Origin of the sequence: Pseudoalteromonas sp. S3260, assembly GCF_005886925.1 — a bacterium.
In the GTDB taxonomy this organism is placed as follows: Bacteria; Pseudomonadota; Gammaproteobacteria; order Enterobacterales; family Alteromonadaceae; genus Pseudoalteromonas; species Pseudoalteromonas tetraodonis.
In genome coordinates this window covers 1-23,767 of record NZ_PNCV01000033.1, presented here as the reverse complement: position 1 = coordinate 23,767, position 23,767 = coordinate 1, and the positions used below count along the sequence as shown (strand labels likewise).

Annotated in this window: 22 protein-coding genes and 1 other annotated feature; of the genes, 11 read left to right on the top strand and 11 right to left on the bottom strand. The window is 40.8% G+C overall.

The features are described 5' to 3' along the window. The first annotated feature begins 1 nt into the window (after position 1). From CWC14_RS05500 to CWC14_RS05470, 7 genes are all read left to right on the top strand, one after another. The gene (locus CWC14_RS05500; protein ID WP_036983209.1) at positions 2-946 is read left to right on the top strand and encodes a DUF58 domain-containing protein; all 945 of its coding nucleotides are present in this window, start codon (positions 2-4) and stop codon (positions 944-946) included. A 3-nt stretch (positions 947-949) separates the two neighbouring features. Beyond that, positions 950-1,384, top strand: coding sequence for a DUF4381 domain-containing protein (locus CWC14_RS05495; protein WP_036983210.1), 435 nt, complete (start codon positions 950-952; stop codon positions 1,382-1,384). Then, positions 1,377-2,360, top strand: a complete 984-nt coding sequence (locus CWC14_RS05490) for a vWA domain-containing protein (RefSeq protein WP_138561737.1) — start codon at positions 1,377-1,379, stop codon at positions 2,358-2,360. Before CWC14_RS05495 ends, CWC14_RS05490 begins: the two co-directional genes overlap by 8 nt. Further along, the gene (locus CWC14_RS05485; protein WP_138561735.1) at positions 2,360-4,258 is read left to right on the top strand and encodes a vWA domain-containing protein; all 1,899 of its coding nucleotides are present in this window, start codon (positions 2,360-2,362) and stop codon (positions 4,256-4,258) included. The genes CWC14_RS05490 and CWC14_RS05485 overlap by 1 nt, the downstream gene beginning before the upstream one ends. Continuing rightward, positions 4,252-5,898 carry a BatD family protein gene (locus CWC14_RS05480; protein ID WP_128583227.1) on the top strand — a complete coding sequence of 549 codons (1,647 nt, stop codon included), beginning with the start codon at positions 4,252-4,254 and terminating at the stop codon, positions 5,896-5,898. The genes CWC14_RS05485 and CWC14_RS05480 overlap by 7 nt, the downstream gene beginning before the upstream one ends. 96 nt (positions 5,899-5,994) lie before the next feature. Beyond that, positions 5,995-6,510 carry a sigma-70 family RNA polymerase sigma factor gene (locus CWC14_RS05475; RefSeq protein ID WP_232735464.1) on the top strand — a complete coding sequence of 172 codons (516 nt, stop codon included), beginning with the start codon at positions 5,995-5,997 and terminating at the stop codon, positions 6,508-6,510. Further along, positions 6,510-7,262: a DUF3379 family protein gene (locus CWC14_RS05470; RefSeq protein ID WP_138561731.1), complete on the top strand. Its 753-nt coding sequence runs from the start codon at positions 6,510-6,512 to the stop codon at positions 7,260-7,262. The genes CWC14_RS05475 and CWC14_RS05470 overlap by 1 nt, the downstream gene beginning before the upstream one ends. Before the next feature lie 76 nt (positions 7,263-7,338). On the opposite strand, the gene CWC14_RS05465 is transcribed toward CWC14_RS05470, so the two are convergent. Together CWC14_RS05465 and CWC14_RS05460 are read right to left on the bottom strand one after the other, a co-directional pair. Continuing rightward, entirely contained in the window at positions 7,339-8,529 is a 1,191-nt protein-coding gene (locus tag CWC14_RS05465) for an amino acid aminotransferase (protein ID WP_008464755.1), read from the bottom strand. A gap of 78 nt (positions 8,530-8,607) precedes the next feature. Continuing rightward, positions 8,608-9,267 carry a GAF domain-containing protein gene (locus CWC14_RS05460; RefSeq protein ID WP_024602818.1) on the bottom strand — a complete coding sequence of 220 codons (660 nt, stop codon included), beginning with the start codon at positions 9,265-9,267 and terminating at the stop codon, positions 8,608-8,610. A 247-nt stretch (positions 9,268-9,514) separates the two neighbouring features. On the opposite strand from CWC14_RS05460, the gene CWC14_RS05455 reads away from it, so the two are divergent. After that, the gene (locus CWC14_RS05455) at positions 9,515-9,844 is read left to right on the top strand and encodes an SUI1 family translation initiation factor (protein ID WP_008464752.1); all 330 of its coding nucleotides are present in this window, start codon (positions 9,515-9,517) and stop codon (positions 9,842-9,844) included. Between the two features lie 15 nt (positions 9,845-9,859). Here the strand turns inward: CWC14_RS05455 and CWC14_RS05450 are convergent, their stop codons facing one another. Further along, the gene (locus tag CWC14_RS05450) at positions 9,860-12,862 is read right to left on the bottom strand and encodes a bifunctional diguanylate cyclase/phosphodiesterase (RefSeq protein ID WP_138561729.1); all 3,003 of its coding nucleotides are present in this window, start codon (positions 12,860-12,862) and stop codon (positions 9,860-9,862) included. Positions 12,863-13,051: 189 nt separating this feature from the next. Next, positions 13,052-13,174: a sequence feature (Phe leader region), on the top strand. Positions 13,175-13,218: 44 nt separating this feature from the next. Here CWC14_RS05450 and CWC14_RS05445 point away from each other — a divergent pair. Further along, entirely contained in the window at positions 13,219-14,376 is a 1,158-nt protein-coding gene (locus tag CWC14_RS05445) for a chorismate mutase (RefSeq protein ID WP_138561727.1), read from the top strand. A gap of 62 nt (positions 14,377-14,438) precedes the next feature. Here CWC14_RS05445 and tyrA read toward each other — a convergent pair whose 3' ends face one another. The 7 genes from tyrA to ffh all read right to left on the bottom strand — a co-directional run bounded on the left by tyrA (position 14,439) and on the right by ffh (position 20,516). Further along, complete coding sequence (gene tyrA, locus CWC14_RS05440) at positions 14,439-15,572, bottom strand: bifunctional chorismate mutase/prephenate dehydrogenase (RefSeq protein WP_024602820.1); 1,134 nt, start codon at positions 15,570-15,572, stop codon at positions 14,439-14,441. 279 nt (positions 15,573-15,851) lie between these two features. Further along, positions 15,852-16,721 carry an MYG1 family protein gene (locus CWC14_RS05435; protein WP_138561725.1) on the bottom strand — a complete coding sequence of 290 codons (870 nt, stop codon included), beginning with the start codon at positions 16,719-16,721 and terminating at the stop codon, positions 15,852-15,854. 191 nt (positions 16,722-16,912) lie between these two features. Next, positions 16,913-17,272, bottom strand: coding sequence for a 50S ribosomal protein L19 (gene rplS, locus CWC14_RS05430; RefSeq protein ID WP_011327636.1), 360 nt, complete (start codon positions 17,270-17,272; stop codon positions 16,913-16,915). 33 nt (positions 17,273-17,305) lie between these two features. Continuing rightward, positions 17,306-18,073 (bottom strand): tRNA (guanosine(37)-N1)-methyltransferase TrmD, encoded by a 768-nt coding sequence (gene trmD / locus CWC14_RS05425; RefSeq protein WP_138561723.1) that lies wholly within the window; start codon positions 18,071-18,073, stop codon positions 17,306-17,308. Next, complete coding sequence (gene rimM / locus CWC14_RS05420) at positions 18,073-18,609, bottom strand: ribosome maturation factor RimM (protein ID WP_008114470.1); 537 nt, start codon at positions 18,607-18,609, stop codon at positions 18,073-18,075. The genes trmD and rimM overlap by 1 nt, the downstream gene beginning before the upstream one ends. 17 nt (positions 18,610-18,626) lie before the next feature. After that, complete coding sequence (gene rpsP, locus CWC14_RS05415; RefSeq protein ID WP_008114468.1) at positions 18,627-18,875, bottom strand: 30S ribosomal protein S16; 249 nt, start codon at positions 18,873-18,875, stop codon at positions 18,627-18,629. 261 nt (positions 18,876-19,136) lie between these two features. Next, complete coding sequence (gene ffh / locus CWC14_RS05410) at positions 19,137-20,516, bottom strand: signal recognition particle protein (protein ID WP_138561721.1); 1,380 nt, start codon at positions 20,514-20,516, stop codon at positions 19,137-19,139. A gap of 223 nt (positions 20,517-20,739) precedes the next feature. Here ffh and CWC14_RS05405 point away from each other — a divergent pair, with 223 nt between their 5' ends. Continuing rightward, positions 20,740-21,546 carry a cytochrome C assembly family protein gene (locus CWC14_RS05405; protein ID WP_013464492.1) on the top strand — a complete coding sequence of 269 codons (807 nt, stop codon included), beginning with the start codon at positions 20,740-20,742 and terminating at the stop codon, positions 21,544-21,546. 61 nt (positions 21,547-21,607) lie between these two features. Beyond that, the gene (locus CWC14_RS05400) at positions 21,608-22,876 is read left to right on the top strand and encodes an HlyC/CorC family transporter (RefSeq protein ID WP_013464491.1); all 1,269 of its coding nucleotides are present in this window, start codon (positions 21,608-21,610) and stop codon (positions 22,874-22,876) included. Between the two features lie 41 nt (positions 22,877-22,917). Here CWC14_RS05400 and CWC14_RS05395 read toward each other — a convergent pair whose 3' ends face one another. Next, entirely contained in the window at positions 22,918-23,526 is a 609-nt protein-coding gene (locus tag CWC14_RS05395; protein WP_076921523.1) for a transglycosylase SLT domain-containing protein, read from the bottom strand. Positions 23,527-23,767: the final 241 nt, after the last annotated feature.

Genomic DNA, 23,767 nt, shown 5'->3' with positions numbered 1-23,767 from the left:
TATGCAAACACACTTTGATTCTCAGGCATGGCTTAAATTAAGTCATAGCCATGGTGTTAATTTATCGCTTAAAGAGCTGATGTATTATAAAGCTAAGGCACAACTGCTTGAGCTGGCACCTAAAGTTAGAATAAAAAATACCTTAGCAGGGCAATACCTTGCGCCCCACAAAGGCCGGGGTATGGAGTTTGCCGAAGTGCGTCATTATCAAAACGGTGACGATATACGCTCTATTGATTGGCGCGTTACCGCGCGCACAGGCGAAACCCACACTAAACTTTTTCAAGAGGAAAAAGAGCGCCCGGTATTTGTGTTTACTGACTTTTCAAACTCAATGCTATTTGGCTCGCAATTATTGTTAAAATCGGTGCAAGCAGCACATATTAGCGCCTTAGTTGCGTGGTCAGCGTGTCAGCGTGGCGACAGAATTGGCGGTATTGTGTTTAATCAGCACTCGCATTTAGAGCTAAAACCCAGCGCTCGTGAAAAAGCGGTATTAAAACTATGCCATAATTTATGCGACGCTCATCAGCAGGCACTTGAAAATATTGATAAACCCGCCAGCAATAACTTTAGTGATAACCTCAAACGTTTAAATCACTTAGCTAAGCCTGGTAGTTTGGTTTATATCGTGTCTGATTTTAACGCCTTGGATGACGCCAGCTTCAAGCAACTGGAACTTTTGGCGCGTCATTGCGAACTGATTGGGTGTCATATTAGCGACCCCTTTGAACATCAATTACCTGCTTTTAAACAAACGGTAACCGTCAGTGCTAATAATCAGCAATTTGCCCTGCCCTTAATGGACAAGAGCTTTAGACAACGATTTGCTAAAAATGCCGAGCACGCATTTAGCGCGCGTATTAATCGCTTAACAAAGTCTGGACTCACCCTATTATCATTTAATGCAGCCACTGCGCTGGAACTGCAATTAGTGAGAAAATAAATCATGCAAACCTCTCCACTTGATGGTCTACACGATATTATTGCTCCCACCCAAGTCGACTGGTGGCCACTCGCTCCTGCTTGGTGGGTTGTTATTGCAATTGCTGTGTGTTTATTGTGTAGCTTAATTGTCATAATTTATAAAAATTATCGCTTTAAAAAGCCAAAACGTGATGCCATTGCATTAGCTAATCAACAACAGTCAGCGCAGCAATTGCATGTCATTTTAAAGCGTTTAGTGATCACCTATTACGATCCGCGTTTAGCCGCGCAGTCAACAACGCATTGGTGCAACACATTGAACCAACTTTCAGCGATTGGCTTTAAAGAAGAAGAAATTTTAAGCCTATATAACGCTAATCAAACACAGGCAGCACTTAGTGATAAATTTCGCCAAGCCATTAAACAATTTAAACTAAAGGAGCCGCTGCATGTTTGAATTTAGCTGGCCATGGCTGTTTTTATTACTGCCGCTACCTTTAATATTGTTACTATTAAAACCCGCCGCCAATGATGCCAACACGCGTCTGCGCATTCCAAGTTTTGCATCACATAATTTAAGCAATCAAAGCATAGAGCCAAGTGCGCGTAAATTGAATATTGTCGAGTGGTTGCTGTGGTTATTATTAGTGACCGCATCAGCAAATCCAACGTGGTTAGATGAGCCCATATCGCTACCCAACGAAGGCCGCGATATAATGCTCGCTGTGGATTTGTCAGGGTCAATGACCGAACAAGACATGGCTTACAATGGCCAATATGTTGACCGTTTAACCATGGTCAAAGCAGTGCTAAGTGACTTTATAGAGCAGCGCCAAGGCGACAGACTCGGCCTTATATTGTTTGGTGATACCGCTTTTTTACAAACCCCACTGACGCGTGATGTGAAAACCGTCAGTAAAATGCTCTCTGAGGCGCAAATTGGTTTAGTAGGACGCGCCACGGCGATTGGTGACGCTTTAGGTTTATCGGTAAAACGCTTTGCCAGTAAAAAAGAAAGTAACCGTATTGTGGTGTTGCTTACAGATGGACAAAACACTGCAGGTAACCTTGACCCAGAAGATGCGCTGTTACTTGCCCGTGAAGAAGGTATAAAAGTGTACACCATCGGAGTCGGTTCAGATAACCCGCGCGGCTTTAGTTTATTTAATATGGGCTCTGGGGGCAGTAACCTAGATGAGGGCTTATTGAAAAAAATTGCTGAGCAAACAGGCGGTCTGTATTTTAGAGCAAAAGATGTTGCTGGCCTGCAACAGATTTACGCTGAGCTTGATAAGCTTGAACCAATTAGTGCCGATGAGCAAACCTTTCGCCCACAAACAGCCTTGTTCTATTATCCGTTATTACTGGCCATTTTACTCATAAGTGCAATGGCATTGATAAAAACAGTGCGCGCAATGAAGGAGCCAAACTAATGGATTTTGAATTTATTCGTCCTGCTATTTTATGGCTGTTACTCCCTGCCTCAGGGTTATTTTTTATCGCCTTACTAAAACATAAAAAAAACCAGTCAGCGTCACTTATTGCGCCGCACTTGGCATCATTTGTAATGAGTGAATCAAACAATAAAGCTCGCCAGCCGCTGTGGCTGGTTGCGTTATTTTGCAATTTAGCAATTATATTTAGTGCAGGGCCAAGCTTTGAAGAGAAGCAAGTACCCGTGTTTCAAAGTAAAAGTGCCCGCGTTATTGTCATGGATATGTCCTACTCTATGTATAGCACCGACATTGCTCCCAATCGATTAATGCAATCACGTTTTAAAGCCCTCGATATGGTTGAGCTATTTAAAGAAGGCGATACCGCGTTAGTGGCTTACGCAGGCACTGCCTATACCATTTCACCACTGACCAACGACGCTAAGACTCTTGCCAACCTTATTCCTAGTTTAAGCCCTGAAATTATGCCAGATAAAGGCTCAAACGTACTCGCTGGCTTAGATATGGCACAAGAGCTACTAAGCCAAGCCGGCTACCTCGATGGCGATATTATTTTGATCACCGATGGTATTGAGCAACAACAGCAAAGCGATGTAAGCCGTTTTACCAACAGTAGTCAATATCGACTTAATATTTACGGCGTAGGCACCGCACAAGGAGCCCCTATAAAGTTACCTGAAGGCGGATTTTTAAAAGATAATTATGGTCAAATTGTGGTGCCAACCCTCAATGCGTCATTACTTGAAGGACTTGCAAAAAATAGCGGTGGGCAGTTTGCCGATTACCAGCCAAGCAATAGCGATATTGCCGTTTTTTCACCGCAAGCAAACAGTGAAGTACTAAAAAGTGAAAAGCCAAATTTAGCCTTATGGCGAATTGACGCCGGTATTTATGGTTTGCTTATTTTACTGCCTTTAGCTTTGTATTTATTTAGACGTTCTGCATTAGTTAGCGCAGTACTATTACTTAGCTTTTTACCTCAACAAAATGCGCATGCCGCAGAGCTGCCAACCCTGTTTAAAAATACGGATCAACGGGCATTAGAGGCATACAACAACAAAGAGTATCAACAAGCAGCTCAGGCTCGCTCAAGCGCCCTCAAAGGGGCTGCACTGTATCAGCAAGGGCAATTTGATGCTGCCTTGAATGAGTTTAGCCAAGATAAGTCAGCAACCGGTTATTATAACTATGGCAACGCCTTGGCTAAAGCAGGACAATTAGAGGCTGCCATTGACGCGTATAAACAAGCGCAAGTAAAGCAAGATAACTTTAGAGAAGCCGCTGAGAATCAAGCGCTTGTTGAGCAGTTACTAAATCAACAACAGCAAGATCAACAAAATCAGCAAGGCAATGATTCGCAAAATCAAAATGAGCAAAGTCAAGAGGATGCAGATAAATCAAAACAAGATCAGCAAAAAAATGGCGAGAAAAACAACGCAGATAAAAGCGAAGAGGACAGCCAAAATAGTGAGCAACAGCAATCAGATCAGTCCTCGCAGCAATCAAAAGATCAACAAGGCCAATCTGGTGAGCAATCAGACAAACAGAATGAGCCTGACATGCAAGCTCAGTCACAAAGCCAACAAAATGAAAATAAAGACGAGAATACACCGCAGCAAGATGAGCCGCAAAATCAACCTAATGAGATGAGTGAGCAACCGCCCTCTGATGAGCAAAAACAGCAGGCACAGCAACAAGCCATGCAGGCACAAGCCGCTGAGCTCACTAATGAAGAAAAAGAAAAAGCACAGCAACTAAATCAGTTATTAAGAAAAGTGCCCGACGATCCCGCTATTTTATTAAGAAACAAAATGCAATTAGAAGCCCAAAAAAGACAATATCAACGTCGTCCAACAGGAGTAGAAAAATCATGGTAATGCGATTATTTTGCTGTTTATTGCTATTAACTGCCATGCCATTAATGGCCGCCACCACTTTGGAGGCAAGCGTTGATAAAAACCCAGTATTAGCGGGTGAATTTTTTATGCTTAATATTAGTATTGATGATTCAATAAAAGGGCAACAACCCGACACCTCAGCATTATTAAAAGATTTTGTAGTCGGCCCTATGAGCTTAAGTAGCCGCACTAACATTATTAATGGCAGTATAAAAAAACAAACCTCTTGGTCTGTTAAACTAATGACCCGCAAGGCGGGTGAATACACCATTCCCAGTTTTAGTGTTGCAGGGCTAAACTCGCAACCAATTAGTTTATCGGTTAAAGAGCGCAGCAGCGACGCAGATAAAAATAACGATATATTTTTAAAAACCTCACTCTCAAACAACAGCTTATTTGTACAAGAGGCTGGCGTTTACACCATTAAGCTTTACTTAGCCAAAGAGCTTCTTGATGGCAGCTTAAGTGCGCCAAGTATGGAAGATGCCCAACTTACCCAACTCGGTAAACAAAGCGAAGATTATGAACTGGTTAACGGTAAACGTTATTTAGTGATCACCCGTAATTATTTAATTCAGCCCCAAAAAAGTGGCGCCTACACTATTGCAGCTCCTGTTTTTCAGGGGCGTATTCAGCAAAACTATCGTCAATTGGAAGTGTCAGCGCTTGGCGATGAGCAGCAAATTGAAATTAAACCTATCCCTGAAAACTATCAAGGAGACTGGTTACCCAGTGAACTGGTGAGCTTAACCGAGCAATGGCAGCCAGAGGATAATAACGTTGAAGCCGGCACGCCGATAACACGTACTATTATGCTTACCGCCTTAGGGGTGACTAAAGAGCAACTACCCGAAATTGATATGCCTACTATTAATGGTATTCGCAGCTACCCGGATGAAAAAGAAACCAATAATGCGGTACGTGATGGTCGAGTGGTATCACAGCAAAGCGCCTCATTTGCGCTACTGCCACAAACACCTGGCACTTACACATTACCTGAAATTAGCTTGCCTTGGTATAACACCAAAATAAATCGGATTAGTTATGCGACCTTACCTGAGCGTACTATTACAGTAACACCCAGTACAACAGCGCCAGTGCAAACGCTTAATCCGCCAGCTGAAAACAACCTAAATAACACTATGGCAGAGTCAACGAAGCAAGCAGTTACAGTGCAACAGCAAACTGCCACACCACTGTGGCTAATTATTGTGGCCGCGCTTGGTTATGTTTTATGGATTGCGACGCTGATTTTTTACTTTATTAAACGCCCAGCTAAAGAAGTGCAACAAGCGGCTCAAACAACTAATAAAACAAATCAACAACCATCTTTAAAAGCCCTGCTGGTATTAGCTAAAAGCCATGACGAAAAAGCATTTTACGATGCGCTTAATCAGTATGCGCTAACCCTTACAGGTAAAAAGGTAGGGGCGCTATCCCATTTATGCGCTATGATAAACAACTCAGAGTTCACCGCGCAGGTAAACAATTTACAAGCACAGTTGTACAGTAAGCAAACGGCTAGCGCCAACTTAGACGCTATAGTTAGCATGTTAAAGGCACATCAATCGCAAACAGCTAAGCCTTCATCACCTGCGTTAAAAGAGCTGTATTCTTGATCTCAATTGTATTTTGCTTTTTTGACCTATAATAATTTTAACTAAAAAGTGCTTATGTTTGGAAATAAAAAATCGAATGATCAGGTCTTAATTAATATGGCTGAAAAACAACAACGCTATGAAGCCTTGGTTCATGTTTATCATAAGGAACTCTATCGCTTTGCTTACTGGTTATGTAACGATCCGACTATTGCTGATGACTTAGTGCAAGAAACCTTTTTACGTGCTTGGCGATCGCTTGACTCGTTACTCGATCAAAAAGCAGCTAAGCCATGGTTGCTAACAATTTTAAGACGCGAAAATGCGAGGCGCTTTGAGCGCAAGCAATTTGATTACAGTGATGTAGATAACGACACATTGGTGGATCAAACCAGCCATAGTTTAGATACAGCAATGGAACAAACCGTTATTCAGCGACAAATTTCTTTATTGGCTGATGACTACAAGGAGCCGCTGTTGCTACAGGTGGTAATGGGCTGCACCGGAGATGAAATTGCAGACATTCTTAACTTAAATAAAAATACTGTTATGACACGTTTATTCCGAGCAAAAAATCAACTTAAAGAGGCATTAAGCCGTGATGATGAACAACTTAAAGGGGCATCAAAATAATGGATGAACTTGAGTTTCGTCGCCGCACGATTGCGCAGCCAAATGAGCTGGACAAAGAACTTCAGGAATTTTCAAACAGCAGTGCCGACAGACAACAATTTTTAAATGAAAGCAAAGCATTCGATAAACAACTCGACGACGCGCTTGATATTACTATACCTGACAATCTTGCTGAACGAATTATTTTAAACACCTCGTTAAAAGAAAAAGCTAGAACAGATGAACTTGAGCAAAAGGATAACGTGGTTAGTGCACGCTCATGGTTTAAGTTCGACCGAATGCATTTGGCTTTGGCAGCTTCGTTTGTGATTGCAGTAAGTGCGTTTATGTTTAGCGAAGAACAAAGTATTAATCAAACGGCTGGTGAGCATGCACTAGCCCATGTTTACCATGAAATTTATGCGTTAAATAAAACTCAACAAATTAGCATCCAAACTGTCAATGAAAAGCTGGCTTTACTTGGCGGCCATATTAGTGATTTACCTGGCAAAGTGACTTATGTTAACTTTTGCGATTTTCAAGGTGAGAAAGGTATTCATTTAGTGTTTGAGTCTGACTTTGGGCCTATGACCGTGTTTATTGTGCCAAGCGATAATCAAATCTTTGAAATTGGCTCTGATGATTTTAATGACTCTCGCTATGCTGGCCATATAAATCGTGGCAAACAGGCCGATACCGTGCTAATTGCAAGCCTTGGCTCACCAGTTGATATGTATAATGAACGTATTTCAGGTGCTATTCGCTGGCTTTAAGCCATTATAGAAACAATAAAAAACCGCAACGAGTGTGCGGTTTTTTTATTATTTAAAAGCCAAAGCTGCTTACTGATTACTTACAAACATCAGCAACAGCGTTAGCAAAGTAATCGATGTTTGCTTGACTAATTCCCGCTACGTTTACACGGCTAGAGCCCACAATATAAATACCGTAGTCTTTTTGTAGACGCTCGATTTGCTCTTTATTAATACCTAAGAAAGAGAACATACCGTGTTGGCGGTCTATAAATGAGAAGTCTTGAGCAATGTCTTTGGCTGCAAGGCTGTCTTTAATTAAACTACGTAACCCATTAATACGGTTACGCATTTCATCAAGTTCACTGTGCCATAGCTGCGTTAACTCTGTGCTGCTTAAAATAGTGTTTACAATGTCTGCACCATGCGCTGGCGGCATAGAATAAATGCTACGTACCACACTTAATAACACCGAGTTTGAAATATCAGCTGTTGCACTGTCTTTTGCAATGATTGAACAGGCACCAATACGCTCACGGTATAAGCCGAAGTTTTTAGAACATGATGAACAAATGATCAACTCTTCAACCGCATTGGCTAAAATACGTAAACCATTCGCATCTTCTTCTAAAGAAGAGCCAAAACCTTGATATGCAATATCAATTAATGGCGTAAAACCCACATCTTTTGCAAGTTCAGCAATAGTATTCCATTGTGTTTCGTTTAAATCCATACCACTTGGGTTGTGACAACATGCATGTAATAACACAACATCGCCCTTAGGCACCTGTGTTAATGTTTCAACCATTTCATCAAACAATAAATCTTTGTTTTCGTAGTCGTAGTATGGGTATTCTTTAACAGTTAAGCCTGCAGCTTCAAATAAGCTAATGTGGTTAGCCCACGTTGGGTTAGTAACCCATACAGTTGCGCCTGGGTTACAACGTACAATAAATTCTGCTGCAACACGAAGTGCGCCTGTACCACCAGGTGCTTGTGCTGTGCGTACGCGATTAGCTAATAATGCTGGGTGCTCACCAAGAAGAAGATTTTCCATTTGTTGACAGTAATCTAAGTTACCAGCAAGACCAATGTAAGATTTGCTCATTTCATTTTCTAAACGAAACGCTTCTGCTTTTTTTACTGACTTTAATACCGGGGTATTCCCCTGCTCGTCTTTATATACACCAACCCCTAAGTCAATCTTATTAGGGTTAGTATCTTGCTTATAGGCCGCCATAAGGCCAAGAATAGGGTCTGTTGGTAATGGTTTTAATACTGAGAACATTGACTATCTCTTCGTTATTTAGGGGTTAGCTGTTGCGCTAAGCTTAACATAAAAACTCACTCGATTGACCAGTGTTATTTACACTAAAAAGTGAGGAATTTTAATACAGCATGCAATTAATAACGCGAGTGTCGCATTATCAAAAAAATCCGTGCTAAAGGCTTCGCCATCGACAATGCCAATGCACTGCTTTTGCGCATTAAATAGTGGTAAACAGGCCTCTGCTTTTACCTTAGGGTCGCAGGTGTAATACTCACCACCCGCGGCTAAATATTGCTCAACATTATTAATGACACGTCCTTTACCACTGAGTGCCACTTGCACATTATTACTGCCGGTTGCAAATTCAGCGGTGAGCGGAAATAAAGGGCGACTCGGTGCACCAAAATAAGCGAGCTTTAATAACTGCTCGCCTTCAGGGGTGGCCGTATTTTGATAGATGCCATACCAATCTAACTGGGTGTTTTCGATTACATAGTCAACAATCAACTGAAGTTGCGCTAACTTTGCCGTTATTTGCGTATTTTGGCTAACGTAATCGTTTAAATTAAACGGCTCATCTTGCAAGTAGCCGAATAAACTACATGCGCCACCTTCACCGAGTTCTGGAATTTGATACTGCCAACGCACGGCCGGTGCAGCATTGCTATTTAAGTACTGCTCAAGCTTTTCTAGCTCAGCATTAATTAACTGTTGCTCTACATTAAGCTGAGCTTGCTCTAAATAAGAATTTATCATTTGGCCATCCATACATCTATAATGCCGAAATAGTAGCATGGATATTTTTATAGCGCTAGCCAATTTAAAGCGCTTTTTAAAATCCTTAAGCACTTTTATTCATAAACACTATTGCGGTACTTAAACAGAGGATGTTTATCTTTGCGGGATTAAAAGGTGTTCAGCTTAGGCGCAAAAATTACGCCTTTGCATCACAAATTTGTTATTATTTAGCCCAATATTAGATTCAATCTTAGATAGGTTAATTATGAGTGATAATCACTTAGTGTATTCAACAGCAACAGGGCGAATTGACCAGCCAAAGCCAGAAAAAGAACTGGATGTAAAACTATTTAAAGACGGGTCTATTCGCATAGAGCGTCAAACCAAAGGTCGAAAAGGTAAAGGCGTAATGCTAGTTGTAGGATTAGATCCCCAACAGCACGATTTAAAAAAGTTAGCAAAAACAATAAAAAGTAAGATGGGCCAAGGTGGCGCAGTAAAAGAAGGAGTTATTGAAGTACAAGGTGATGATCGCGATAAGTTAAAGGCGATTTTAGAAGGATTAAAGTTTAAGGTAAAAATTGCGGGTGGTTAACCCGCAATTTTTGTTTTATTCAGGGACTTTTAACGCAGCTAATTGATCAAACAACACAGGGATATCGGCTTCGGCTACGGGCTTACTAAAGTAATAGCCTTGCACAATAAAACAATTATTATTTTGTAAAAATTCAACTTGCTCTATTGTTTCAACCCCTTCAGCAACCACATCAAGCTTGAGCTTTTGTGCCATCGCAATAATCGCAGCGGTGATCTCCATATCATTATCATCTTCAGGGATATCTTTAACAAACGAGCGGTCAATTTTAAGAATATCGACAGGAAAACGTTTAAGGTAACTCAACGAAGAATAGCCTGTACCAAAATCGTCAATGGAAATTGAAATACCCAGCTTTTTCAATTGATGTAACTGATCAATAGCCGCCTCAACATTACCCATTAGCATGCTCTCAGTCAGTTCAAGGTGCAGGCTTTTAGCATTAATTTGCGTCTCTATGATTATTTTTTTCAGCATAGGTACTAAGCTTGCGTCTTTAAACTGCCTTGCTGACAGGTTTATCGACATGTTGCTCGCTCTACCTTGTTGCTCTAGTCGTTTAGTGAACTCACACGCTTGTTGTAATACCCACTTACCAAGTTCCACAATTAAACCCGTTGCCTCAGCAATAGGAATAAATTTAGTAGGTGGAATGAATCCCTGCGTAGGATGGAACCAGCGAAGCAATGCTTCATATCCCACTACACTATTATCTCGACAATCAACTTGTGGCTGATAATGCAGTGTGAGTTGCTTTTCTTTAATTGCATGGCGCAACTCATTTTCAAGGAATAATCGCTCATTGGCGGCTGCATTTAGATCTTGGCTATAAAAGTGGAACGTATTACGCCCTTTGGCTTTTGCTTCATACATGGCTAAATCGGCATGTTTTAATAACTGATCTTCTTCTAAGCTATCAAATGGCGCCAAGGTAATACCAATACTGGCACTAACAATGACTTCGTTACTACCTAATTTTATTGGCTGATTTAACGTTTTTTGAATGGTGTCAGCGACTTCCGATGCTTCTTTTTGATGCTCAATACCACTGAGTAATACCGCAAACTCATCACCGCCTAAACGGGCTATAGTATCTTCTGCTCGTAAGCGCTGCTTTAAGCGCGTTGCCACTTCAACCAATAGTTGATCGCCTGCATCGTGACCTAAAGTATCGTTAATACGCTTAAATTCATCCAAATCAAAATAAAATAAAGCAAACGAGTAACGCCCTCTTTCAGCAAGCGCCATCGACTTTCTAAGCTGCATTCTAAAGAATGTACGATTAGCGAGCCCGGTTAATGTGTCGAAGTAAGCGAGCTGTTCCATTTTGCGTTGGCTTTCTTTTACAAATGAAATATCTTGCGCTGAAGCAACGTAACTGGTGATTTTTCCACCATCTTCACGAATAGGTGACACACTCAGCGATACCCATATGGGTGGCTTGTTTTGCGCTTCAATAAGGGTATCCCCTCGCCAGTAATTACGGTTGCGCAAATCAATGTCAATGTCCTCTACCAGCATGGTCATTTCATTAGCAATAATAGTCAGAAGTGGCTGGCGCAGGAAATCACTTTCTGCAAAGTCGGTCATTTCCAGCATTTTTGGATTAACATATTCAATCACAAAGTTTTCATCAGTAATCACCACACCCGTGCCCGAGAACGCAACCGCTTTAGACAAGCGATTTGCAGCCTTTTCTGCAATTTCTTTTTCTATTATGCGCTGGTTTAAGCCATCGATGAGTTTGCGGATTTCAATGGTCATATCTTTAAATGAACCATTAAGCGTACCGATTTCATCTTTATTTTCTTTTGGAAAATCAATTTCTAACTGGCCTTTACCAAAGTTAGTAACTGCATAAACCAGTGAATGTAGGCGTCTTAAAACTAGTTGATAAAGTGCTTGATGTAATAACAAAGCAACTAAAATGGCATACAGAATAAACAAGCCAAAAAACTTCAGTTTTAAGTCTTTCAGTGCCGATAGTGTAGACGAGCGCTTTTTATATACGCCCACGTACCAATTTACACCTTCAACTTTATGGATATTTATAATGTAGTCTTCATCATTTAATGAAAACGAGTCGGCATATTCCGGCAATTGTATTTGCCCTGCGTTATCAATAACTCGCTTTAGCTCAGGAGAAATAAAATCGCCAGGTAGCAGCTTTTTACCCGCCTCTCCGTATTGTGTATAACTATCGGCTCCTAAATTAGGGTGCGCTAATAGCTGCCCTTGCTTATCGAACACCACTAAGTGTTTTTCTTTTCCGCCAACGGGCAATTGCGATATGAGAGAGTCGAGAGAAATATCACTACCCGTGACCCCTAAAAACTCATCATTTTTATAAATAGGTACAATTAAACTAACGACCCACTTATTCCAAACGCCATCGTAATACACTCGTGACCACAGCGGCTCGCGTTGTGGGTTTGTTAACGATTTTGCGTAATTAAAACTTTTGCTTTGATTAAAGGTGTAATCTCCGGGGACATTAAGTGCCCAATTTGGTGGCGCAACACGGATAAAATTATCTTTGGTGATCAGGTAAAAATTATAAAAATCTTGAATTAACGTGGGGGAAATCACTTTCCAAAGCGATTCAGAATCTGCAATTAACTGTTTATAAAAAGGAGAATAAGCATTTTCGGGAATGAACGCCGCAGATAAGCCATCGGCAGATGCGCTGCGCACTGAACCATCATTAGTGACTTGCATAGTCGGGGCATTGTTATTCTTAAATGATAATTGCCCCTCAAATAACTGCTCGCTAACAACAATATTAGCTTGCTCAGCTATTTTAACTTTGGTCGCTATCAAATTATTAAACTGGTTTATTAATAATTCATTTGATTGCTTTAATACCTCATGCTCTTCAAATACAAGCTGTTTCTTTTCTGATTTGAGCATTAATGCAGCCGCACAAATACCTGCAACTAAACAAATACCAGAGATCAACAGTGATAACTTGACACTGAGTGAATTTATTCCAAATCGAGATGGAGGGCGTCGATACACAAAAGGCCAACCTTATTTATAATTATTATTTTTGCAAGTAGTAGAAATATACCAGATCTCAAATCAGAATTATAAATTATTTGTAAAGTTTTTAAAAAACAATATGTTTTGTATATATATCAGGTAAAAAACCTATTTAATATAAGTGCTTGTTGACATTAGAGGTTACTCTTCATACATTAAGGGCATGAATATAAAATACTCACTTACTTTCTTATCTTTTTTTAGCTTCTTTATATAGAAGAGGCTTCCCTGTTTGTGAGATAAAATCAATCGAATAGTAAAGCCTCCCAACTGGGAGGCTTTTTTGTTTACGCTGTTAAATACAGTGACATTTTTGGAATGAGGAAAACCAAATGAGCAATGATGTTTTAGACACGCTTAGGCACGATATAAATGAAATCGATTCTGACCTACTTGTGTTATTAGCGAAGCGACGCCGTATTAGCCATGGTGTTGTTGAATATAAGATAGCGAATAATAAACCAATTCGTGATGAAGCACGTGAATTAGCATTACTCGAAAAATTAATCGGTTATGGTAAATCTCTTGGTTTAGATGCCTACTATGTAAATAATGTTTTTCAAACTATATTAGAAGACTCAGTATTACATCAACAAGCTATGCTGCAAAAAAGCCTCAACCCTGATGCGCTAAGTGAAACCCATCGGGTAACCTATTTAGGCGGACAAGGATCTTACAGTCAACTTGCGTGTCATAAGTATTTTAGTCGCCGACCTGGCAAATTAATTGAAATTGGCTGTAGTTCTTTTGATGAGATCACCGGTAAAGTAGAAAATGGCCAAGCCGACTTTGGCTTGTTACCGATTGAAAATACCAGCTCAGGCAGTATTAATGAAGTATTTGATTTACTCCAGCACGCGCAAGTCTCTATTGTCGGCGAAGTCACTCACAGCGTAGAGCATTGTTTATTAGCAGCCCCAGGAACTGAGCTGAACCAATTAACCAAAGTGTTTGCTCACCCGCAACCGTTTGCTCAATGTAGCCGTTTTTTACAAGGGCTTGGCGATTTGCAGCATGAGACCTGCGATTCAACATCGAGTGCATTAAAATCAGCACTTGAAACACCTAACAGTGCGGCTATTGGCTCTGCACAAGCAGGTAAAAATGTAGGGCTTGAAGTCATTAAGGCCAATCTTGCTAATCAAAAAGAAAACCATAGTCGCTTCATTGTGGTTGCACGTAAACCGCTACATGTATCTAAACAAATCCCCACTAAAACCAGTTTAATTATGGCAACTAAGCAACAAGCAGGCTCACTCGCCGATGCGTTGATGATTTTTAAACAGCATAATATAAATCTAGTAAAATTAGAGTCCCGCCCTGTACCAGGAAATCCATGGGAAGAAGTATTCTATGTGGATTTAGAAGCGAACCTTGCTGATAGCCAAGTGAAACATGCGTTAGAAGAGCTTAAAGAGCATACCCAGTACGTACGCGTATTAGGCTGTTATCAAAGCGAATCACTGCAAGCAGTGAGCGTACAAAGCTAGTCTAAAGCAACATTAAAAAAGGGCCTGCGGGCCCTTTTTTAGTTTTAATTAATCTGTCACGTTTAATCGAGTACTTTGGCGTCGTTCGCTTTATTTAATAAACTGCGACTTTGTGTCAAAAAGTGCGCTGTGGAGTCAGAAAAGTAAGCTTTTGCATCAGCAAAGGCATCGATTAAGGCTGGCTTATCCCCTGCTTTTAACTTTTTAAGCGTCTCAGAGAACAAACACTGATACTGCGCTAATAAGCTTTCTACATTATCAAATTGCGCCAGCATAATATCAGTATACAGCTCTGGCGATTGCGCAAATAGACGACCGACCATCATCAGCTCTAACTGATAAATAGGTGATGAACAACTACGCAGCTCTGCCAGTGTATGTCCTTGTTTTGCTAAAAACTGACCGTATACAAAGGTGGTTAAATGGCGCATAACCTGAATGATTTGCATTGCTTCGTCATGTTTTTTAGCATCAAGTTCAACCAACTGACAACCCCATATTTGTAGCTGTTTTAATAACCCTTGTGCCATTTCAGGATTACGCCCTTCACATACCACCACGGTTTGTTTTACCCAATGGGAAATATCAGGACCAAACATGGGGTGTAAGCCAACAACAGCGCCATTGTGAACTTTTTTGAGCACATTTAACGGCGCTTGTTTAACTGATGTAATATCAACCAGCAAACAATCATCATCAAGCTTTGGAAGCGCGTTAACAACTGTTTCGAGGGCATTAATTGGCACACTGATCATCACCAGTTTTGCGCCTTTTAAAATCTCTGCTGCCTGTGATTGCTGGGCTTTATCTAAAACTTTAACTTCGTAACCCGAGCGCTGAAATTGTTTTGCAAATAGCTGCCCCATTGCCCCTTCACCACCAACAATGACAATCGGAGATAGTTGTGAGTCGGCACAAGCTAATTTGGCCTGTTGATTTTGATAAGCTTCACGCATCATGCGCCTGAGAATGTCTTCGACTAAATCAGGGTTTACACCTTGATTAATTGCCTCTTGGCGTCGTGCAGCTAATAAATCAGCTTCTCTATCGGGTGCATGTAGTGGCGCGCCAGTTTGTTGTTTTATTGCGCCAATTTGTTGAGTAATACCATTGCGCTTTGCAAGTAAGGCAACCAGTTGCGCATCGCATTCATCTATACCTTTTCTTAGCTGCGCTAAATCACTTATCTCTGCCACGTTCTCATCCCATCCAAAAAAGCAAAATCGTAAATAAATACTTACAAAAGAGTAAACTAATCAATACGATAAATACTAACAGGATACGTTAGGGGTTAAAAGGCTAATTAGTGAAAAGATCAGTATGAGTCACTCAACTGCGACCAAGGTAGGATAATTAAATGAATAGAACACAGCTGCGTAAAGTGAATTAAAAAGCATATAAAATGTAAGTCTATGCCGAGTTTAAACAATGAAAATTAAAGTGGCTTAATAGCCACTTTAATTAGCATTTTTTATCTAGTATTCCAATGCCATAGTCGCAAGCGACATAACACTTTCGAATGATTCTGCACCGGCGATAAATAAGCCATTGTGACAAAACATAGCATCATCTATACCGGTCACTGCTTGAAATTCACTATCAGATAATCCAGCCCACGGTGCAGGTAATGACTTTCTGTCTTCAAAAGAGCCTAATTCTGCAGGCACTGTTTGCACTATCCACTTGCCAGAATGAGATGGGTAAACGACGAATAATGCCTCATCAGATAAACTATGTACGGTTTTTTTCCACGGCGTATAACGTTCTAGTACGATTAATCGTGGATCGTCTGCTTGTTTTATTGCTTGAGCAACAATCTTCTTAGCATTTAAACCACCTCGGGCAGAAGCTACAAAACGAATCAGTAAAGTGTGTGCAAATTCAACCGCTTGATCAAAAGCAGCATCAAAATCACTTTCCTCTTCCCATGTTGGGTTAAACATAGAAATTGTTTGGCTTAAACTAATGCCTGTAGCAACCCCTTCAACATGACCACAATCAATGGCATCAATAGTTGATACAAGCCCTGTATCAACTGCATTAGCCACATCTTGATTATCATCACATATTGCTAAGCCATATTTTTTCCACACCAAGCCAAATGACGAAAAAGGAATACCATTTTCACGAGCGCCAGCACCGCCACGCTGATGATGATCAAACCGGTCAGTTTCTGGGTCATATTGACCACCAACATCAATAACCACATCGGCGTCATTAATAATCGCATTATCGCGTGTGCGGATCAGGGTAAAAGAAGGGAAAATAATTTTAAGTGCAGCGACACTAAAAACATCATCTGCGTGAAAATTGCCGTTGTGTGTAACTATCGTTTTATCATTCATTTTTGTACATCATTTTTGCAAGAAGTGAGAAGATATTGTGATTTGAAGTGAACCACACTTTAACGCATGCAGGTTAAGGTGTGTATTGGTTTTTAAATGTAGCGATATAAAAACCGCAATAGCATTAAAACCAAAACGGGTTGCAACCCAAAGGTTGCAACCCGTTTTTTTGCGTTGATAAACAGCGCGTATTAGTTAAGTTTTTCTCTAATACGTGCAGATTTACCAGAACGCTCACGTAGATAGTAAAGCTTAGCACGACGAACCGCACCGCGACGCTTAACTGTTACGCTATCAATAAGAGGGCTGTGCGTTTGGAATACACGCTCAACACCTTCACCGTTCGAGATTTTACGAACTGTGAATGCTGAGTGAAGACCACGATTACGCTTAGCGATTACAACACCTTCAAAGGCCTGTAGACGCTCTTTAGCACCTTCTTTTACTTTTACCTGTACAACTACTGTATCACCAGCACCGAATGCAGGTACGTCTGTTTTAAGCTGCTCATCTTCAAGCGCTTTAATAATATTTTGGTTTACTTTTGCCATTATGTTTCTCACTTTCCTAGGTGTAACTGTCTTCTAGCCACAAGCTTTTTGGTACTCTTGCTGAAATTTCGCGAGTAATACCGCTTGCTCCTCAGTCAGAGCTAGGTTATGCAACAAGTCAGGACGGCGAAGCCAAGTTCTACCTAATGACTGCATAAGCCGCCATTTTGCTATCTCTTGGTGGTTTCCGCTGAGTAATACAGCAGGCACCTGTTTGTCGTCCAATGTTTCTGGCCGTGTATAGTGAGGACAATCTAGCAAGCCATCCGAAAATGAATCTTGCTCTGCTGACTGGTTGTGTCCTAACACCCCTGGCACTAATCGCGCTACTGCGTCAATTAATGTCATGGCAGGTAGTTCACCCCCACTCAAAATAAAATCACCAATTGACCATTCTTCGTCAACGTACGATTCTATTATTCTCTCGTCTATACCTTCATAGCGACCGGCAATTAAAATCAGTTTTTCAGAGCTTGCGAGTTCGCTAGCCCCTTGCTGATCTAGTTTGCGCCCTTGTGGCGACATATAAATTACTTTTGCACCATCACCTGCAGCCTGCTTGGCTTCAAGAATGGCTTGTTTTAATGGTTCAACCATCATTAACATGCCTGGCCCGCCCCCGTAAGGACGATCATCTACGGTTCTATGCTTATCAGTTGCATAGTCACGTGGATTCCAGCAGTTAAAATCGATTAAGCCATTTTTAACAGCACGACCGGTTACACCTTGCGTTGTAATTGCATCAAACATATCCGGGAAAAGGCTGATAACCCCTACCCACAACGAATTTGTTTGACTCATTAAAAGCTTGGATCCCAATCTACAGTAATTTCTTTCGCATCATATTTAACTTCTTGAATAACTGAATCAGTTAAAAAAGGAATTAAACGTTCTGCTTGGCCAAATGCATCTTTACTGTTTGCTTTCACAACCAGTACATCATTTGAGCCTGTCTCCATAAGGTCATCAACAATGCCTAAGTTATAACCTTTATCAGTTACAACCGACATGCCGATGAGATCTCGCCAATAGAATTCACCTTGCGGTAATTCTGGTAGCTGCGCTGAATCAACAGAAATTTCTACATTGGTATAAGCCATTGCTTGGTCTCTGTCATTTACTTGCGCAAACTTAGCGATAAAGCCTTTGTTGTGGCGACGCCAGTCGACCACTTCTAAGGATTGCCATTTACCTTGCTGCCCTATCAACCACGGGCTGAAATCGAAGATCCCTTGGGGATCATCAGTAAATGAATGCACCTTAAGCCAGCCCTTTATACCATATGGGGCGCCGAGCTTTCCTACGACAATTATTGATGAGGTGTTCTCTTGACTCATGGTTACACTTACGCCTATTAAGCCGCTTTACGAGCGTCTTTAACTAATTTAGCTACACGATCTGAAAGACCTGCGCCTTGACCTAACCAGTGTTCAACACGTGGTAAATCTAAACGAAGTTTTTCTTCTTGACCTGAAGCAATTGGGTTAAAGAAACCTACTTTCTCGATGAAGCGACCGTCACGCGAGAAACGGCTATCCGCAACCACAATTTGATAGAAAGGGCGTTTTTTAGCGCCACCACGTTGCAAACGAATAGTTACCATACCGTCCTCTAAATAGATTGACTGTTTTCATTAATAAGATTTACTCCCCAGTATGGGGAGCCGGTGAATTGTACGAGTTTTTAGCAACAATGCAAGTAAGAAGTGATGCAAAAAGCCAGTTTAGTAGATTAAACCGTGATCCAAGATGAAAAAGTATATGAATAAGCTATTTTGTGCATAGTTTATTCAACAATAAAGAGGCATTTTACCTCTTTATTGATTACTTTTTATCTCGTATTGAAGGTATTAAAGGTTAAATTATTAAAATTTTGGACCACCGCCACCCATCATGCCAGGTGGTAACATCCCTTTCATGCCACGCATCATTTTTTGCATGCCACCTTTACCTTTCATCTTCTTCATCATTTTTTGCATTTGCGTAAATTGCTTAAGCAGTTTATTGATCTCTTGTACTTGAGTACCAGAGCCCGCAGCAATACGCTTTTTACGAGAGCCTTTAATAATCTCAGGGCGCGCACGCTCTTGTTTGGTCATAGAGCTAATAATCGCTTCCATTTGAATAAAGGTTTTATCACCCATTTGCCCTTTAACCGCATCTGGGATGTTTTGCATGCCAGGCAGTTTATCGAGCATCGACATCATGCCACCCATGTTTTTCATTTGCTTTAGTTGATCAGCAAAGTCATCCAGCGTAAAGCCATCACCTTTAAATACTTTTTGTGCTACTTTTGCCGCTTGTTCTTTGTCTACTTTCATCTCGACTTCTTCGATTAATGAAAGTACATCACCCATGCCTAAAATACGTGAAGCAATTCGGTCTGGGTGGAAAGGCTCAAGGGCATCAGTGCGCTCACCCACACCCATAAACTTAATTGGCTTACCAGTAATATGACGAATAGATAAAGCAGCACCACCTCGGGCATCACCATCTGTTTTAGTCAGTATCACACCGGTCAGCGGTAAAGCTTCGTCAAATGCTTTTGCTGTATTTGCCGCATCTTGACCTGTCATTGCATCAACAACGAATAGCGTTTCGATTGGATTAATTGCATGATGCAAGGCTTTAATTTCATCCATCATGTCGCTATCAACATGCAAACGACCCGCAGTATCGACTAATACAACATCAATAAATTTCTTTTTCGCATGAGAAATGGCGGCAGTTGCAATATCAACTGGTTTTTGCGAAATATCACTTGGGAAAAATTCTACATCAACTTCTGTTGCTAAGGTTTCTAATTGCTTAATTGCTGCTGGACGATACACATCGGCACTCACCACTAGCACAGACTTCTTCTTGCGCTCTTTTAAAAACTTAGCCAGCTTACCCACACTGGTGGTTTTACCCGCACCTTGAAGACCAGCCATCATCACTACCGCCGGTGGCTGTGCGTTAAGGCTTAGCTCTTCGTTGGCTTCACCCATGGCTTTTTCAAGTTCTTCACGAACAATTTTTATAAATACTTGGCCAGGGCTCAAGCTTTTGGTGACTTCAACACCAACCGCACGCTCTTTAACTTGCTTTACAAACTCGCGAACAACAGGCAACGCCACATCGGCTTCTAAAAATGCCATTCGCACTTCACGAAGTGTATCTTTAATGTTGTCTTCAGTTAAGCGACCACGGCCACTAATATTTTTTAGGGTTTTACCTAATCGTTCTTGGAGGTTCTCAAACATGTAACGGTTCCGAAAAGACGTTTATATCAACTCTATTAATAAGGTCGATGTTATTAAAATTCAATTGAAAATAGTATACCGTAAATGGTGGCATACAATACAGTGCTGAAGTGCTGCTTATTGAGTTTCTTTTTACAGGGTCTATGCATTTGCGTTGCTATAAAATACAATGACCAGATAACGAACACGAATTATTTGACTTCAATTAAGTGGCCAAAGCAAAATGCTGATTATTAGTTTAACTATTATTGCCAGTTTATTTTATGTGTTAGCAACGTCTCACGTGCTTTCGCGATTGTTTCATCGTCAGGGACCAAGCCAAAAAATTACTATAATACTGAGCACTGTCGCTATTTTGGCGCATATGCTGCTTTTAGTAAACTCGGTGTTTAGAGCCGATGGCCAAGATTTAAGTATTGTTAATGTTGCATTACTGACTTGTTGGGTAATAGTGCTTTGTGTCACCACCGTCTCTTTGAAGTTCCCTGCGACACTGCTATTACCTGTTGTATACGGCTTTGCTGCCCTGTTAACTATTGCTAGCCTGTTTATTCCTCATCACGTTTTACTTCATAGCATTAATGTAGAGCTTGCGTTAGTTGCGCATATTTCACTGTCGTTATTAGCCTACTGTATCTTAATTATTGCCACCCTTTACGGCGTGCAATTTTACTTTATTGATAAACGTTTGAAACGCAAAGATTTAGCAATAGTACATAGCCATTTACCGCCACTAATGGTGGTAGAGCGTCAACTTTATCAACTATTAAATTTAGGCACAGTATTATTAAGCGTGGCGCTGATTACAGGGTTTGTATTTCTTGATGGCATGTTTGCCAAAGAGTTTATTCATAAAACAATCTTATCTTTAGTTGCTTGGGCTATTTTTGCTACGATTGCCGTTGGCCATGTTAAACGAGGTTGGCGAGGGAAAATGGTGGTAGTGAGTATTATGATTGCCGCATTTACACTCACACTCGCTTATTTTGGCAGCCGTTTTATACAAGAAGTGGTTCTAAATAAGTTTTAACTTGACTCTGAAAGCTCACTCTAGCTTAATACGCATTGGTTTATAAAAAAAGGATCCATCGTTGGACGACATATCGACAAGTACGCTGTTTATCATTTTAGGTTTATTGGTACTTTTTTCTGCTTACTTCTCCGGGTCAGAAACCGGAATCATGTCAATCAACCGTATTCGTTTACGACACCTCGCTAAAGAGAATCATCGTGCTGCGAAACGCGTTAGTAAATTACTCAGTCGACCAGACAGGTTGATAGGTCTTATCCTTATTGGTAATAACCTTGTCAATATTGCGGCTGCCCAAGTTGCCACCATTATTGGTATTCGTTTGTATGGTGATTTAGGTATTGCTATAGCAACAGGTGCATTAACACTTGTGGTGCTGATTTTCGCTGAAGTAACGCCAAAAACACTGGCCGCCCTCTATCCTGAGCGAGTCGCTTTTCCAAGTTCGGTGATACTCAAAGGGTTACTAAAAATTCTCTTCCCATTTGTTGTCGTTGTTAACTGGATGACCAATGGTATATTGCGCTTATTTGGTATTAGCGCTGCACAAATAGATGAGCACAGCATGAGTAAAGAAGAATTAAAAACCGTGCTAAATGAATCGGGGGCGCTGATCCCCGCTCGTCACCAAAGTATGTTGACCTCTATTTTAGATTTAGAACAAGTTACCGTTGAAGATATTATGATCCCTCGCAATGAAATTGTGGCGATTGATATTAATGACGATTGGAAAATAATCAGTAAACAACTTACTCACGCTCAACATACTCGGGTGCTTTTATACCGCGACAATATTGATGATGCTGTTGGCTTTATTCACTCTCGTGATGCGCTTCGCCTTTTAACTAAAGAGCAGTTTGATAAGCCTTCGCTATTGCGTGCGGTACGTGAAATTTACTTTATCCCTGAGGGCACCTCGCTGAACACTCAGCTACTAAAATTTCAGTTATCAAAAGAACGTATTGGTATTGTTGTTGATGAATATGGCGACATTCAGGGCTTAGTCACTCTTGAAGATATTCTTGAAGAAGTTGTGGGTGATTTTACTACCACTCAAACTCGGACACCGAGTGAAGAAGTAACCACACAAAACGATGGCTCTTACATTGTCGACGGCGGTGCTAACGTTCGCGACTTAAATAAAGAAATGGGCTGGGAATTCCCATTAGACGGCCCTAAAACATTGAGTGGCTTGATTGTTGAGTACTTAGAAGATATCCCCGATGCTAATTTAAGTATTCGTATTGCAGGCTATCCGGTTGAAGTACTTGAGGTAAAAGAAAACATGATTAAACAAGTTAAAATTCAACCAAACAAACGTAAAAAATAAACCAATAAAAAAGGAGCCTGCTGGCTCCTTTTTAATCTAATCTAAAAGAACAATCGCTCTAACCAACCTTTATCTAAATCATCTTCGCAGCGTCTTAGCTGTGCGCCATAACGGCTTGCCCGATATTTTACTTTATTGGCAACGCTCATTAGCCATTTTTTCTTGCGATAGGTGCCTCGTTTATAACCGCCCCATCCCTCATGATAATTTAAATACTGTGCGTAGGCGTCCCACTTAGACACACCATTAACTTTATGGGTTTTATAAACAAACCACGCCATAAAATCAATCGCATCTTCAAATTCGTCTCTGTCGGCGCCACTGTTACCTGTTTCACGAATATAATCAGACCAAGTAGGCGTTTTAGCTTGAGAATAGCCATAGGCATCGCTTGCACGACCAGTAGGGATTATCCATAAGAAGTATTCCATAGGCGGTGCTGCATCGTGGCGAAAAGAACTTTCTTGATACATCATGCTCATTAACACATGTTTTGGGGAGCCCCACTTTTCCTGCGCGTCTTTGGCATCAAAATACCAGTCAGATTTCTCTTCGAAAATTTTACAAATATCTTCTGGTTGCTTTGGGGGAGCTGTTGCACACCCAGCTATAGTGAGCAGCAAAGATAAGGTAATAATATTTTTTTTCATTTTTTAAGATCTCACTGAACTTTTTAAAAAAGTGTGGGTCTGAATCTATGAATGCAGCAGTACAGCATTGTTTCATCCCTAAAGAATATTTACGCAGCTACTATGAGCTGCGTTTTTTTTGCCTGCTACTTACTTGGGTCTGTTGACCTTTCAAGGTTGCATTTGCAGCAGTTTGTTTGGTATTTAGGCAAGGCAAAGCTTATGTGGTGTGGTTTTTCCCCATAAATAGGCGATAACGCAG